Here is a 15,452-nt window from a genome sequence, read left to right as displayed (position 1 = left end):
GGTGACCACACCATCAAGATGAAAGCCCATGTGGGGAGCTTAGGCAATCAGTCACCATTTCAGCATGTATTAAGGGACCACCTAGGCAGTGTCGATACCTTAATCGATGGGCAAACGGGGGCAGTTCTGCAATACCGGGGTTATGATGTGTTCGGCCGGCCACGGGATATTGCCGCAGGCAATGCCTTACTGACGGCCTGGCAAGGGGTTACCAAAGGTTACACCGACCATGAGCATTTGAATGAGCAACAGTTAATTCATATGAACGGGCGGATTTACGACTTTAATGTCGGCCGCTTCTTAAGTGTTGACCCGTTTTTACAGTTCCCTGAGAACAGCCAGAGTGCGAACCCTTATTCGTATATCTTGAATAACCCGATGAGTGGGACTGACCCGACTGGGTATAGTGCTGTTCGAAGTGGCAATGCATCTGCTTGGCGCACGAATGAGTTGATGGGAGAGTTTGCTGGTACTCCTTTTCCATCAGAGGACGAAATGAGAAGGACAAATGAGATGTTTAAAGGAACATCTCATCTTTTTTCTGCTTCAAATGGGCAAACAAATGATGAGAATTCCACTGGGAATAACTCTGGTGAGGATGACAAAGAAGGAGTTGGCATTGCCGTTTCAGAAATCGCAACTGCTGCGGGGGCGGGAAGTGTAGCACTTAGCGCTATTGAACATATAACAAAAGACAAAGCTCTTGTGCCACCGGCAGGAGATTATAAATCAACAGGCCAATCCAGAGGGCTAGGTAAGTTAGAAAAGGTTAAATGGGGTAAGGTAAATCAAATTTCATTAAAACAGTTAACAGAATCCGCTAAAGCTGGGGGCGGATTTTTGGGCGTTATTGCGGCGGCTGCAGCAACGGAGGCAAATTCTGATGCGTTGAGTAATGGCAGTATTTCTGAAGGGGAGTTCGAAGGTAAACGTAACGCTGATATAGCCATGTTGATTGTAGCTATGAGGGGCGGAACAGGAGGAGCTGTTGCTGGTGCTGTATATTATGTAGCTGACTATGTTTTTTCAAAAGATGATGTGAATGGTTGGATTATGCTCAAAAGAGATGGGGTGCAAGCAATGGGAAATACCCAATCAAGTTTTCAAGAACTGGGGCGTGACATGAAAGGTATTAGGCGAGAATATGACAGTGATCCAAATGGATTTCTTCATAAATTATTAAGTGTTCAAAATATCAGCATTGGTGGGGGGTGATCATGGAGTTTTTTCGAAGTTTTATAGTTGGTGGGTACGCATATTATAGAAAAAAAGGCTTTGGCCATTCTGGATCAGTGTCAATGTTGCTTTTTTCATCATTGGGTTTTGTTTTAATTATTTTTCATGGAATATTGAACTCTAATGGCTTTAGTTTTTTCTCAAACATTAACTATTATGGTTATGTTTTTTTAGTCTTTTTATGTTTTTTATGGTTGTACATTAATGCTCGGCTTTGTAAATTTTTAAAAAAATATGAAATTGATTTTGAATCTAGTATAGGTGCGAAGGAAATAAAATTTCATAGCTATATAACTTATTTTTTAATTGCAATATTTATTTTTGTTCGGGTGTTCATTTAGCCTGCTTTTAGCTGGCCATGCGAGATTTAACGAGATGGAACAGAACGGCTAGATATAACCATCTGAAATGAAAGTGTTCTTTAACAATTAAAAATCACAGTCGCCGTCGATGGTGTGAGTCACACGGTTAAGCATCAATACGATGGTTTCTATGGTCGCCCTAAGGCGCTCGAATACCCTAATGGCTTAACCCTCCTCACTATTTCAAGATAGTCCTATAACGATTATGGCTACCTCGAGCAGACCAGCAATGCTGCTTCTGGCTATCAATATCGGCGCATCACCGCTATGGATGAAGCGGGCCATATCACAGGCGCCGACCTTGCTAACCGCGTGATGTCTGAATCTCGCAGCTACTATAGCGAAGGCACCATGGCGAGTGTCGAAGTGGATGGCCCGCTGGGGCGTATTCATGCGCACTATTACGATGGTTACGATGAGTTTATGAATCTCACCAGTGAACGTGATGGGGTGACAGGCCCGCCGATTTAACGAGACGCCCATTGTTAAATTTTTTGGAAGAACAGAACGTCTTGATATAAGCATTTGAAACAACACAGTTCTTTAACAATTTAACAACCGAAAATGGCGTGGTCCGCAGCTATGTCTACCGGCAGATAAGCGCCATGGATGAGGCGGGTTATGGGCAGGCAGACCAAGCAAGCCAATACCCAAACTACACGCACTTGGGTGTATGACACCACGGTCGGTAATGGCAAGTTGTATCAAGCCAGTGTTACAGGGCACACGCAAACCCACAGTTACGATACCGCGGGGCGGATGATACAAACCATCACGCAAATGGGCGGCCTTAACTTAACTGAAAAGTATGTCTACGACAGTCAATTTGGCCGCCTCAAGGCCATGGCCTTCCCCAGTGGTGAGCATGTTGCTTACCGTTTCAATGATAACGGCTATCTGATTGAAGACTATCAACGCTTTACCGATGGCAGTGAATTGTCTCTACGCACGGTTGAGGCATACAGTGCCTTAGGGAGTATCAACCAGCAACGATTCAGCAACGGTAAGATACAACAATTCTTCCGCAATGAAGCGGGCTCTCCACTTTCGATTTGTACCAGTAATAACGGCAGTTGTAGCACGGTCGGTATTCAGTATCTTAACTATGACTACGATGCTATGGGCAATCTGGTTCGGCAAGAAAATGCCATCACCCGCTTTGCAGAGGATTATACCTACGATGAACTGATGCGGGTCGATAATTCCACCAAAACCATTAATGGCACCACGTATGCGCCTATCAATTATGACTATGATGCCGCGGGGAATATTTTGGTTAAAGATGATTACGGCAGCGGTTATCTGTATGGTAACGTGGGTAAAGGTTTAGGGGGCAATGCGGGCCCCAACGCGATAAGACAGTTTATTCGCGGGGGGATAACCTCCAACTTTACCTATGATAACAATGGTAATCGCTTAACTGGTGATGGGGCGACCTTAACCTACGATGACCAAAACAAGCCGTTAACTGTAGTACGTAATGGCACTACCAGTACCTTTAGTTATGATGCAAATGGTCAGCGCTATAAACAGGTGAAGCAGCAAGGTAGCAGCATCACGACTACCTACTATGTGGGCAGTTTTGAACGTGAGGTCAGCAGCAGTGCGACCATCGATAAGACTTACATCGGTGACCACACCATCAAGATGAAAGCCCATGTGGGGAGCTTAGGTAATCTATCGCCATTTCAGCATGTATTAAGGGACCACCTAGGCAGTGTCGATACCTTAATCGATGGGCAAACGGGGGCAGTTCTGCAATACCGGGGTTATGATGTGTTCGGCCGGCCACGGGATATTGCCGCAGGCAATGCCTTACTGACGGCCTGGCAAGGGGTTACCAAAGGTTACACCGACCATGAGCATTTGAATGAGCAACAGTTAATTCATATGAACGGGCGGATTTACGATTTCAACGTCGGGCGTTTCTTAAGTGTTGACCCGTTTATTCAGAGCCCCACCTCGACCCAGAGCGTGAACCCCTACTCCTATATCATGAACAACCCCATGTCGGGTATAGATCCAACTGGCTACTGTTCGACGGACGATACGCTGAAAGGTTGTGCCGATGGCTTGGAAGCGGGGAAAACCCAAGCCATTACCAATGCGGACGGCAAAACCGTTGGCCATATCGGCAAGGATAGTCAAGGTAATGTGCATATCAGTAATGGTTCCAGCAAAGGTCAGGCCGCCGTTACCAGCTCAATAGCCAATGCTGGTAAGACTGCAGATATTGGATCCCAGCAGCAGATTGCTAAAGGCGGGGGGAATGGTGGCACCAGTGGGGGTAGTGCGGATGTATTAACCCTCGGAGGTGCCGCTGCCGCTGCAGCAGGAAGGAATCTAAGCGCCAAAACATTGGCTAAAGGCGCCGCTGCACTACTAGGTGGTGGTGCAGTCATGGCAGGAATTGAGGCCCTCAAACCGACCAAAACAGCAACCGATGAAGAAATGGAAGCCTTAGCAGCCCCGACAATAGCAGCGAATATAGCTAATAATTCGGCAGCAGCTTTGCAAGAGGCCCTTCAAGGAAAAGCAAGTGATGAGGGGCTTAGTCTGTTCAGAATAGCTGGCGGGGATGCAAACAATCTTAAGTTGAAGGGAATAGAGAAAGGTCTATCGCCTCCAGGAATTTCTCTATTAGTTAGCACGGATGCTCAGGCAGCTGCTGCACAATTTAGAAGTAAATTTCCGAACTTCTCATTTGCTATCACAGGGCAAGCAAGCCTCAGAGGAATTCGTAATGCTGGCTTCGATGTTCTAGCAGACCCTACGAGTAACTTTGTAAATCATGCTAGGTTAATTCATCCCGCAGGGGTAGAAGGATTTAACTTGGAAAGCAGGCAAAGGTTATCAACTTACTTTACAAACCATGCTACACCTTGATGGAGTGTTATCATGATAATTAGAGATATGAAGCCAATTGGTGGCTGGGAAAATTTCGAGCTACATGAGGAGCTTGAGGATTATTTATGGGGTGCCTTAAAGTTAAGAGAAAACAAAGAAGGTGAATGGTCATATATGAGCTTTACTTCATTAAGCTCAACATGGGAATTAGTTGTAAACGATAATATGTTGGCAACAGTAATGTTGGAATGTGGCGAAGATGAAAAAGTAAAAAGCTTATCATTTTCCGTATGTGATGGAGATATGTTTTCGTCTAATTATCTGAAGTACATAGTTGATGGATTAAGCAGTACCTTTCAAATAAAAAGTACATAACATGTAAAAAATGAAAGTGACAGGATAGCCATAACATTTTACCGTTAGCCCCAATTTATTGGGGCTTTTTCTTATCTAAAACTGGGCAATTTGACCAGCGGCTTGGGCAGTCGTTGCCAGTAGAAGCGTTCAGTCTGTAACAGCCGTGTGGGCGATTTGGTGCAGCGCCACCAAACTGATGACACTGACGCAATTGATCGCTTCTGCTGTTTATGGGTGATCACTTCTACTGCTTTGAGCTGCTCAGTCTGCTGCAAGTGTTGACAAAATGAGTTTTAGAAGATCATTCGCTTTAGGATGGCTTGTTCATCGGTTTTAATACTAACGTTCAATAGTTGCCTTACAAATATTAATCCGAAACTAATGGACTAGAGTAAAAAATCTATCACGCTTTTGTCCCAAAGTTTCTTATGTTCAATCGAATGACTTCGCTCAAGCCTAATCAGGTTGAACAATTTAACAGAATACTTATGACTTAATTTTTGAACCTACTGGTTACGCTGATACGTGAAAGGTGAGCAAGGGTGATTTGCGAGACGACCGTCCGCCCCATGGACGGGGCGGTCGAGCATCCACGGATGGACTGGCTGCGCGTCGGGGAGCAAATGCCATGGCAAACCATTGCTCAGAACGATGAACAGCCTCCCTACCGCCTCAATCCTTTATCTCTTGCTTCTAGATGGCTTCTAGATATCGCTCGCTTCGAAAGGCGTTACAAGCCTTAAAGCCGTCTTGCTTCTATCACGCTATCGACCTGGGTCAGTTTAGATAACACTCGCGATAAACCATCAAGGTTATAAAGCTCTAGTTCCAACTCAATCGCGGCGGTCTGGTTTTTGGTATCCGATGACGAACTCATGGCCAGAACATTGGATTTTTCGGCAGCCAGTACTGAGGTTAAGTCACGTAATAAACCACTACGATCGTGGGCTAATACCCGCAAACGCATTCGATAACCGCCGGAGTAATTTTCGCCCCAGACCACATCAACGCCACGCTCTGGGTGAACCCGCATTAACTCTTTAACTTGTTCACAATCAGCACGATGTACAGAAATGCCACGGCCTTTAGTGATAAAACCTAAGATTTCATCACCGGGAACGGGCTGGCAACAACGGGCGATATGGTTAAGCAAGTTACCCACACCGTTGACTTCAACCTGACCACGGCCACTGGAAGTCGGCTTATGTTGGCCTTTCTTAACTAATTCTTCGACGGCATCTTCTTCTGACACTTCGTCTAGTCGCAGACGACTCTGAATATGGTTAACCACTTGATGCAGACGCACATCACCGCCGCCAATCGCTGCCAGTAAGTCATCCATGCTCGCCATATTAAAGCGCTCGACCGCGATGGCGGCGTCTTTAATTTTAAGGCTCACCCGCGCCAATTCGGATTCAAGCATTTCTTTGCCGGCGACAATATTCTTGTCTCTGTCCTGCTGCTTGAACCAATGCTGGATTTTCGAACGCGCCCGCGAAGTACGGATATAACCTAAGTTAGGGTTAAGCCAGTCGCGCTTAGGATTGGGCTGTTTCGAGGTGATGATCTCGATACGCTCGCCCGTTTCAACCTGATAGGTGAACGGCACAATACGGCCATCGACCTTAGCACCAATACATTTATGTCCCACTTGTGAGTGAATGTAATAGGCAAAGTCGAGCACGGTTGAGCCCAGTGGCAAGTCGACAACTTCACCGCTTGGGGTGAACACATAGACTCTGTCTTCAAACACTTGGCTGCGCACTTCTTCGACCAAGTTGCCACTTTCGACCACGTCTTCCTGCCATTGCAGAATTTTACGCAGCCAGTTAATTTTTTCTTCGTAGCCGCTTTGCTTACCGGAATGATTGCCTTCTTTGTATTTCCAGTGCGCGGCCACACCCAGCTCTGCATCTTCATGCATGTCTTGGGTACGAATTTGAATTTCAACGGTTTTGCCCTCAGGCCCCACCACTACGGTATGAATCGATTGATAACCGTTAGGTTTAGGGTTAGCGACATAGTCGTCAAATTCCCGCGGAATATGGTGCCAAAGCGTATGCACAACACCTAACGCGCCATAACAATCCTGCAAACGCTCAGTCACGATACGCACGGCGCGCACGTCAAACAACTCATCAAATTTGAGGTGTTTGCCCTTCATCTTGCGCCAAATACTGTAGATATGTTTCGGCCGGCCGTAGACCTTAGCGCGAATTTGATCTTCATCTAATCTTTGTTGCAACTGACTGACAAACTTATCGATAAATACTTCACGATCCAGTCGTTTGCCATCTAATTGCTTAGCGATGTCTTTGTAGGTATCTGGATGCAAGTAGCGAAAAGAAATATCTTCCAGCTCCCACTTCAATTGGCCAATCCCTAAACGGTTGGCCAGCGGCGCGTAAATATCGGCAATTTCACGGGCCAGTAGTACGCGAGTTTCTTCGTCGGCATTTTTCACCGCCCGCAACAAACACACACGCTCAGCAAGCTTAATCACCACGGCGCGCACATCTTCAACCATAGCCAGCAACATGCGGCGGATATTGTCGATTTGCGGCTCGGTGGAGCGACTATTGGGATTGATTTTTAAGGCGCCAATCGCATTCATGGTCACAACGCTCGCCACTAAACGCGCCAGCGGCTCACCAAATTTTTCTTTGATGGCTTCTTCGGTCAGTAACCCAGCATCGAACACCACAAACAAAATTGCTGCTTGCAGGGTTTCAATGTCCATGTTCAGCGGTGCGAGGATTTCGATCATCTCTCGGGCACGTTCGAGCAGTTCTCTCTTCGCCGCAGGACTCTTAGCGGGCAAAGCATCAATCTGCCCAATCAAGGAGAGCAGCATCTGCGCTTCATCGGCATGACCGACATAGCGAGCCACCCAATCTTCTAAGTGAAAATCGGGATCATTAAAGTGCGCTTCGCGAACAGAGACCATCTAATTTATTTCCTTATCCGTGCTCAGAGAGAAAGTGGGCACCACTTCAGCTCTCCTATCTTCAGCATTGGCGCGAACTTGTCAAACCCAACCGACGCAATAATCACATTTTTTACGTTATTCAAACGCTTTGCTTACTTTGCCAGCGCAAATTACTTGGTTAATTCAAACAGTGCCATGGCTTCGATATGGTGTGTCTGTGGGAACATGTCGATAAGTCCCAATTGCTGTAATCGGTAACCGCGCTCTAGCAGTACAGCGCTATCGCGGGCCAAGCTCGCAGGATTACACGAAACATACACGACTTTGCGCGGCTTCATTTTCTTCAGCCATTGCAAGCTTTCAAATGCCCCAGCACGGGCAGGATCGAGCAGTAATTTATCAATTTTGCCCATCCAAGGCTCAAGGGATAAATCCGCGCTTAAGTCGCCATGGTAAAAGGTCAGTTTATCCAAATTGTTAGCTTTAGCGTTCACCCGTGCCTGAGTCACCATCTCGGCAACCCCTTCGACGCCAATCACATCCGCGCCCATTTTCGCTAAGGGCAAACTGAAATTCCCCATGCCGCAGAACAAATCCAAAATGCGTTCATCAGGCGCTGGCGCTAACCAATCCATCGCTTGAGCGACCATGGCCTTGTTAATTTGTCCATTCACCTGCACAAAGTTACCTGGGGTGAAGCTTAAACTCACCGCATCCGACTCAACTTTGTCATCTAACAGCTGATAAACCGGTAACACTAACTCGGCGCCAACGCCTTGGAATTGGCCTTCATTATCCTGCAGACAAATGTGAATTTGATGCTGCTCAACAAAGGCTGACAGCTTAGCGAGATCTTTATCGTTAAGCGCCTTAGTGATACGCAGCACGGCGAAGTGACCATTATCGGCGGCAATCAACTCAAGGTGGCCTAAGCTCGCTTTAGCCGACAATTGATTCAGCAACTTAGCAAAGGGGACGATCAAGTTCGATAACGGCTTAGCTAACACCAGACACTGACTGATTGGCACCACATTACTGCTACTGGCGGCGCGAAAACCTAAGCTTAAGTGCTTGGTATTTTTATCAAATAAGGTCGCAAGACGGGCGCGGCGACGATAATGCCACCCTTCACCCGTTAATGCGGGCGATAAAGCGCCGCCTTCGGCGCCGGCAAACTTAGCCATAATATCCAGTAGCGCCGCTTCTTTATGCTCACGCTGGCCCGATAATGACATATGCTGTAAGTCGCAGCCGCCGCAGGTGTGATAGTGTGGACACTCAGGCTCGACGCGCTCAGAGCTAGGTGCATCGACTTTAATTAACTTGGCGCGGGCATAATTTTTCTTTTGCTCGGTGAGCTGTACCGTCACGGTTTCATCGGGCAGTGCGCCTGGGATAAACACGACTTTACCTTGATGTTGTGCTATACCTGCGCCTAAGTGATCGAGCTGATTGACACTCAGTGATAACTTAGCCGACAACTGTTTGGAACTATTTGGTTTTGCTTTAAAAAATTGCGCCATTTCGGCCTCTAAATCAATAAAATACTGGCAAAGACCGCCCTCTTTCTGGCAGTCTTATAAAATTATCTTAGTCTCTGTTACAGGAAACACCGCCGCTGCTATGAACCCAGTCAACAACATGACCAAATACAGCCTACGTTCTTGGGTTCTTGTGCTGGCGCTCGCGCCAACAATCTTGGTCGGTATCCTTCTGGGCAGCTACTTTACCATAAATCGTTTTTATGAGCTTGAAGATACGCTCGTCGAACAGGGCAGCAATATTATCGAGCCGCTGTCGATTGCCAGTGAAATCGGTTTAGTGGCCAATGATCGCGAGGCGACCAAACGCTTACTCGCCGCGGCGCAGCTCAACAAATCCACCTTAGTGAAATCCATCGCGATTTTCGACGCCAATAATCAACTCTTTGTGACCTCGCACTACCACAAAGACTTTGAAATTATGCGCTACAAAGAAGCGCTTAACACACTGCATAAAACCGAAATTGAGCATGTGGGCGACAGCCTGATTTTACGGACACCGATTTTCTCCACCGGCCCCAGCGCCGCTCCCGCCAATTACGATATCCAAACCGACGATGGTCAGCTATTAGGTTATATCTCCATCATCATCAATAAAGAACGCGCCTTGCTCGAGCAACATAGAGCCGCGGTCGCCGCCTTTATTATCGTGTTGATCGGGGTACAGTTGAACTTGCTGTTCACTTTCCGGCTGGTGAAAAACGTCACTCAGCCCATTACTGAAATGGTGCGCGTCGTTGCTAAAATCCGTGAAGGTAAATTGGACGCCCGCTTAGATGGCAACTTGATTGGTGAGCTCGACTTACTCAAACGCGGCATCAATGCCATGGCGGGGTCGCTATCGGAATACCATGATGAGATGCAGCAAAATATCGACCAAGCGACTTCGGATCTGCGGGAAACCTTAGAACAGATTGAAATCCAAAACGTCGAGTTAGATTTAGCGAAAAAACGTGCCTTAGAAGCCAGCCGAATTAAATCTGAATTCTTAGCCAACATGTCCCACGAGTTACGTACGCCGCTCAATGGCGTTATCGGTTTTGCGCGGCAATTGGTGAAAACCCCTTTGCATTCGAGCCAAGTGGATTACATCAAAACCATTGAGCGCAGCGCCACTAACCTGCTGGGCATCATCAACGATATTCTCGATTTTTCTAAACTCGAAGCCGGTAAAATGGTGTTGGAAAACATGCCCTTCGGTCTAAGAGAAACCATAGGCGATACCATCACGCTAATCTCGGGCAGCGCTCAGGCTAAGGGCCTAGAACTCGTCGTCGATATCGTTCCTAACGTACCGGACAATGTGAATGGCGATGCAATGCGTGTGTGCCAAATCATCAATAACTTGGTCGGTAACGCGATTAAATTCACCGACTCTGGCAGCGTGATGGTCAAAATCGAACTGCAAAGCCAGTCGGAAGAACAAGTGGTACTGCGTTGTGATGTGGTCGACACAGGTATCGGTATCGATGAAAGCCAGCAGGACTTTTTATTCCAAGCCTTTGGCCAAGCCGACTCGTCGATTTCCCGCCGCTTTGGTGGCACAGGCTTAGGTTTAGTGATCACTAAGCGTTTAGTGAATCAAATGGGCGGCCAAATCGGTTTTACCTCATCCCCAGAAAAAGGCTCAAACTTCTGGTTCAGTTTGCCGCTCGGCTTAGGTCAGTTCCAAATCGGTGACTCACTGCCGCTCGAAAAACTCAAAGACAAAACCATACTGTTTTATGAGCCCCGAGTGCTGACTCATGCTGTCTTGAGTCGCCAATTGAATCAATGGGATACCAAAGTGACTCACCATCAGCATATCCCAAGCTTGCTGACCACGCTCAACACGGCCGAGGCGCCATACGACTATGTTCTCTTGAGTTGCCATGGGTTTAGCGATGCAGGACAACTGGTAAGTACACTTAACTTGGCAAAGACCAAAACCGATTGCCTTGTGGTGCTATATGATTGCCAAGAACAAGACGCCTTAACCCAATTTATTCGCCCGAATGCCGATGTGGTGTTGTCTCTGCCCGTCAGTGAGCATCAACTTGCCCGCAACTTACTCTATCCACCGATGGAATACGACATCATAGCCCCAGTGACCATAGCCACGCCGGCGGCGCGCCAATCCTTAACCGTACTGGCGGTGGATGATAACTTTGCTAACTTAAAGCTAATCGACACCTTGCTCAGCGAGTTAGTGACCACGGTAGTTGCGGTCAACAGTGGCGATGAAGCGGTTAAACAGGCGAAGACTCGCACCTTCGATTTGATTTTTATGGATATTCAGATGCCAGGCACAGATGGTATCAGCGCCACTAAGCAAATTCGCCAAGGCTCAATGAACCGTAACACGCCAATTATTGCCGTGACGGCCCATGCGATTGCCGAAGAACGCGAGCTGATTTTAGGCAGTGGCATGGATGGATATTTACCTAAACCTATTGATGAAGCGGCGCTCAAAGACGTTATCCATCGCTGGATCACTCGGCCTAAATTCACCCATTTTGACCTGCATACGCTGAACTGGGATTTATGTTTAACCCAAGCAAATCATAAGGCAGACCTCGCCTTAGACATGCTGAGAATGCTGCTCGACTCCTTACCGCAAACAGTGACGACAATTCAGACGGCGCTGAGTCAAAACGATCATCCCGTCATGCTCAGTACTATCCATAAACTACATGGTGCGAGCTGCTACTGCGGCGTGCCAACAACCCAAAGATTATGCCAAGAAATAGAATCGGCGCTAAAACGTGAAACAGCGGTCGAAGATCTCGAACCCGAAATACTAGAGTTACTTGATGAGTTAACTAAGGTAGAATCTGCGGCAAATCAAGTGATATCACAGCTATCAGCGGAAATAACAGATGACCAAAAAAACGGGCTTCTTTAAACGTCTTAAGGCGTTAACACTGCCACAAAAACAACTCTTCGCCACTGCACTTTGCCAACGCATGTTGCCCAACTATCAACTGTTTTCCGAAGTCTGTGAGTTTGGTGACCCTGCAGTGTTAAGCACTGCATTAGAGCTACTGTGGCAATCCCTGTACGATCCTAAGCTTAAATTCAATATCGATGTGCATCTGCAACGTCTTGAAGATAACACCCCAGAACCCGCTGATTTTGAAGCCTATGGCGTCTATCCAGCCATGGACGCTGTGGTCGCCATATCAACCTTATTGGGTGCGATTCAAGGCAAGATTGAAGAAGATATCGTCAATATCAGCAAACTGTCATCGAGCACAGTGGCTAACTATATCGAAGCCATCAGTGATGTCGATTTAGTCGATGAAGCATTAGATGATTTTGTTTTTGCCCACGAAGTCATGGAAGAAGAGAAAGAATTACAAAATTCTCTGCTGGAAATTATCGAAGAAAATCCAAAGATCACAGCGGAACTGGTCAAAGGTTTACGCAAAGACATTATCGAAGCGGGCGTATCAAATATCGGCATCAGCGTCGCTTAATTGATCGGGTGCTTGGGATAACTCAGGCACCCTTATTTCTAAACAATATGTCTAAACAATGTTTCTAAATAATGTTTCTAAATAATGTTTCTAAACAATAAGCCTCTAGTCTCGACTGCAATCACTTTCAAGCAAGCCATAAAACGAGTAAAACCAAAGCTAGCAAGTTCCATCAGCCAATATTGAGTTATTCCAATGAAAAAGATTGTTTATCAAGGATTTGTCTTAACCAATAGCGAAGGACGAACCGACAGTTGGAAACTGACCATCAAAGATCAACAGCGTATCGGCTCTTTATTCGAACTGCGGCGTTTAGTGGGATACTTCTTGGAACTCGGCATATTACCTGCGACACGCTCCAGCCTGCAGGATGCGAAACAAACGCAAAATACCATGAGCAAAAACACGGTAAAACCTAAAAGACGTTAAGCATCCGTTCCCCTCGTTAAATCAACGCATAGAGAATAACTCTGGCGCCTTTGACTGCATAAACTCAATAAAGACTCTTACCTTTAGCGGCTGCTGGCTGCGCTGATGATATAAAATCGAAATCCGCCTCTGCTCGCCAATCCATTCTGGCAATAACACTTTAAGTTTCCCTTCTTTAATCTGCTGTTTTACAAATAGTTCGGGACCATACAAGATCCCGCCATGGCCTAAGGTCGCCTGAATCGCACCGTGTAAATCCGTGAGGGTCAACTTAGTTGGGCCATTAAAATAGAAAGACTCACCGCTCGGATGCTTTAAATGCCAATTAAACAGCGGCCAGACTTTTATCAGCTGATGGGCTTCGAGATCATCGGGATGCTCAAGTTTAGGTGCCTGAGCCAAATATTCTGGTGTGGCAAACAGGCAATAATCCAGCTCACCTAAGGTACTCGACACCCAAGAAGAATCAGGCTGAGCCCCGCCGACAATCGCCACATCTATGCCCTTGTCGATCAAATCGACTAACTCATTGCTCTGGGAAATGTGTAAACGGATATCGGGATACAGGCGGCCAAATTCATTCAATGCTTGAATAAACACGATGGAAATAATCGAAATTGGCGCGGCGATGCGCAGGGTGCCCTCGGGTTTATCGCTGCCCGCACCACTCAGTTCATCAAATTGGGCAACCACACTCTGGTAGCGTTGAAAGAGTGCCAGCCCTTCCTCCGTCAATCGTAACTTGCGGGTGCTGCGCATAAAAAGCTGCTTATCGAGCTTCTCTTCCAACTTAGCTAACTTGCGGCTCACTGTGGCAATGGGCATATCAAGCTCCTTCGCCGCCTGTGAAAAACTGCCCGCATTGACTAAATGCACAAAAAGATAGACAAGTTGTAGTTCAGCGCCTAAATCATCACTCATTGCATGTCCTAATTCTGTTCTAGCTGCCCACTTTAGGCACTATATAAAGTCATCAACAATCACAGCGTACGCTAAGTCATTGTGTTTTAAACATCAATTAATCCACTTATACGACCATAGCGCAATAGCCTTAGACTGAAATGATATGTTATTTTGTGGCGAGTTTTACTGCGCTGGCGCTAGTTCTGGTTCTAACGTGACATAAAAAAGGCAAGCGCCCACCTAAAATCATAGCGATAGTAGAAATGACGGTGATGGCTGAGTTTATTCAAATTTAATCGTAAGGATGAGTGAGGGAAATGACCATTTTAACCCCTCTGTTTGCCGTCTTCGGGATCATGTTGCTCGGCACACTAGTGCAAAAATTAAAACTCTTGCCCGTCGATACGGATCAAGTGCTAAACCAATATGTGTACTATATTGCGTTCCCTGCGATCATGCTTATCGCCCTCGCCCAGCAGCCGATTGGCGAGATTTTGCAATGGGGATTTATTGCAGGCTACAGCACGGCTATGGTGATTACTTATCTTGTCTGCCTTGGGCTCTCGCTGCTTGCTAACCCTAAACAGCATGCGGTTGCCGCCATTCGAGCCCTCAATGCCACCTTTGGTAATACGGCATTTATTGGTATTCCACTGCTTATCATCTTATTCCCGCAGCAGCAAAGTGCATTAGTTGCCGCCGCGATTGCCAGCTTATTATCCGTGCTGATGTTTGCCGTCGCCTTAGTCTCGATGGAACTGGCCACTAACACCCAAAGACAACACCACGCCTTAGTCATAATGATGATGGCGGTCGGTAAAAACCCTATCGTTATTGGTAGCTTGATTGGCGTCGGCATTTCGGCGCTAGAGATAAAACTGCCTTCAGGACTGGCGCTAATGATCCAGCAAATTGGCAATACCTCAAGCCCGTGCGCGCTGTTTGCCATCGGCATGGTGCTCGCCAAAGCGATGCGTTACCAGAAAGATAGCAGCGTATTTAGCCCCAAGAATTTTATCGAACTGAGCCTTATCAACCTATTCAAGTTGGTGATTCAACCTGTACTCGTCTACTTTATGCTTAACCGTTTTGGCGTGAGCGGTGACTACCTGATCATGGGCGTGCTCTTGAGCGCACTGCCCACAGCCGCTAGCGTGTACTTGCTCGCCCAGCGCTATAACACTCAGGCTTCTACCAGTGCCCAGGGCATTCTGTTTGGCACCTTAGTCACTTTTTTTAGTTTGCCTATCTTAGAAAGCTTAGTAAGAACCCATGCATAATCAGTTAATTGAAAATATTTTCTGCCAATAATGCCGATTATTTGCCCAAGCCACTTTACTGTATATAAAATCAGTATATACTGTTTATCAATACAGTGGTTTGGTATGTT

General features: G+C 46.7%; 11 protein-coding genes. 8 read left to right on the top strand and 3 right to left on the bottom strand.

Annotated elements, in window-relative coordinates; translation table 11 throughout:
- The 4 genes from Q4Q49_RS16205 to Q4Q49_RS16190 all read left to right on the top strand — a co-directional run.
- On the top strand, nucleotides 1-1,215 hold a 1,215-nt coding region (locus tag Q4Q49_RS16205), incomplete at its 5' end, for an RHS repeat-associated core domain-containing protein (RefSeq protein WP_311999852.1).
- Between the two features lie 650 nt (nucleotides 1,216-1,865).
- Nucleotides 1,866-2,069: a hypothetical protein gene (locus Q4Q49_RS16200; RefSeq protein WP_311999851.1), complete on the top strand. Its 204-nt coding sequence runs from the start codon at nucleotides 1,866-1,868 to the stop codon at nucleotides 2,067-2,069.
- A gap of 150 nt (nucleotides 2,070-2,219) precedes the next feature.
- Entirely contained in the window at nucleotides 2,220-4,484 is a 2,265-nt protein-coding gene (locus Q4Q49_RS16195; RefSeq protein ID WP_311999850.1) for an RHS repeat-associated core domain-containing protein, read from the top strand.
- A gap of 12 nt (nucleotides 4,485-4,496) precedes the next feature.
- Entirely contained in the window at nucleotides 4,497-4,820 is a 324-nt protein-coding gene (locus Q4Q49_RS16190) for a hypothetical protein (RefSeq protein WP_311999848.1), read from the top strand.
- Nucleotides 4,821-5,541: 721 nt separating this feature from the next.
- On the opposite strand, the gene relA is transcribed toward Q4Q49_RS16190, so the two are convergent.
- Together relA and rlmD are read right to left on the bottom strand one after the other, a co-directional pair.
- A complete protein-coding gene (relA, locus tag Q4Q49_RS16185) occupies nucleotides 5,542-7,749 on the bottom strand; it encodes a GTP diphosphokinase (RefSeq protein ID WP_242325971.1) in 2,208 nt (735 codons plus the stop codon).
- A gap of 152 nt (nucleotides 7,750-7,901) precedes the next feature.
- The gene (gene rlmD, locus Q4Q49_RS16180; protein WP_311999847.1) at nucleotides 7,902-9,254 is read right to left on the bottom strand and encodes a 23S rRNA (uracil(1939)-C(5))-methyltransferase RlmD; all 1,353 of its coding nucleotides are present in this window, start codon (nucleotides 9,252-9,254) and stop codon (nucleotides 7,902-7,904) included.
- Between the two features lie 100 nt (nucleotides 9,255-9,354).
- Here rlmD and barA point away from each other — a divergent pair, with 100 nt between their 5' ends.
- The 3 genes from barA to Q4Q49_RS16165 all read left to right on the top strand — a co-directional run bounded on the left by barA (nucleotide 9,355) and on the right by Q4Q49_RS16165 (nucleotide 13,159).
- Nucleotides 9,355-12,156 (top strand): two-component sensor histidine kinase BarA, encoded by a 2,802-nt coding sequence (barA, locus tag Q4Q49_RS16175; RefSeq protein ID WP_311999846.1) that lies wholly within the window; start codon nucleotides 9,355-9,357, stop codon nucleotides 12,154-12,156.
- The gene (locus Q4Q49_RS16170; RefSeq protein WP_006082631.1) at nucleotides 12,131-12,730 is read left to right on the top strand and encodes a YjaG family protein; all 600 of its coding nucleotides are present in this window, start codon (nucleotides 12,131-12,133) and stop codon (nucleotides 12,728-12,730) included. Before barA ends, Q4Q49_RS16170 begins: the two co-directional genes overlap by 26 nt.
- A gap of 195 nt (nucleotides 12,731-12,925) precedes the next feature.
- Nucleotides 12,926-13,159 carry a DUF3319 domain-containing protein gene (locus Q4Q49_RS16165; protein ID WP_006082632.1) on the top strand — a complete coding sequence of 78 codons (234 nt, stop codon included), beginning with the start codon at nucleotides 12,926-12,928 and terminating at the stop codon, nucleotides 13,157-13,159.
- 21 nt (nucleotides 13,160-13,180) lie between these two features.
- Here the strand turns inward: Q4Q49_RS16165 and lldR are convergent, their stop codons facing one another.
- Entirely contained in the window at nucleotides 13,181-14,080 is a 900-nt protein-coding gene (gene lldR / locus Q4Q49_RS16160) for a LysR family transcriptional regulator LldR (protein WP_006082633.1), read from the bottom strand.
- A 299-nt stretch (nucleotides 14,081-14,379) separates the two neighbouring features.
- Between lldR and Q4Q49_RS16155 the strand changes: the two genes are divergently transcribed.
- Nucleotides 14,380-15,342 carry an AEC family transporter gene (locus tag Q4Q49_RS16155; protein ID WP_311999845.1) on the top strand — a complete coding sequence of 321 codons (963 nt, stop codon included), beginning with the start codon at nucleotides 14,380-14,382 and terminating at the stop codon, nucleotides 15,340-15,342.
- Nucleotides 15,343-15,452 lie beyond the last annotated feature (110 nt).

Source organism: Shewanella sp. SP1S1-7 (genome assembly GCF_031932105.1).
Classification (GTDB): domain Bacteria; phylum Pseudomonadota; class Gammaproteobacteria; order Enterobacterales; family Shewanellaceae; genus Shewanella; species Shewanella baltica.
Note: the sequence above shows the minus strand (reverse complement) of the source record. Positions and strands in the feature narration are given on the sequence as shown.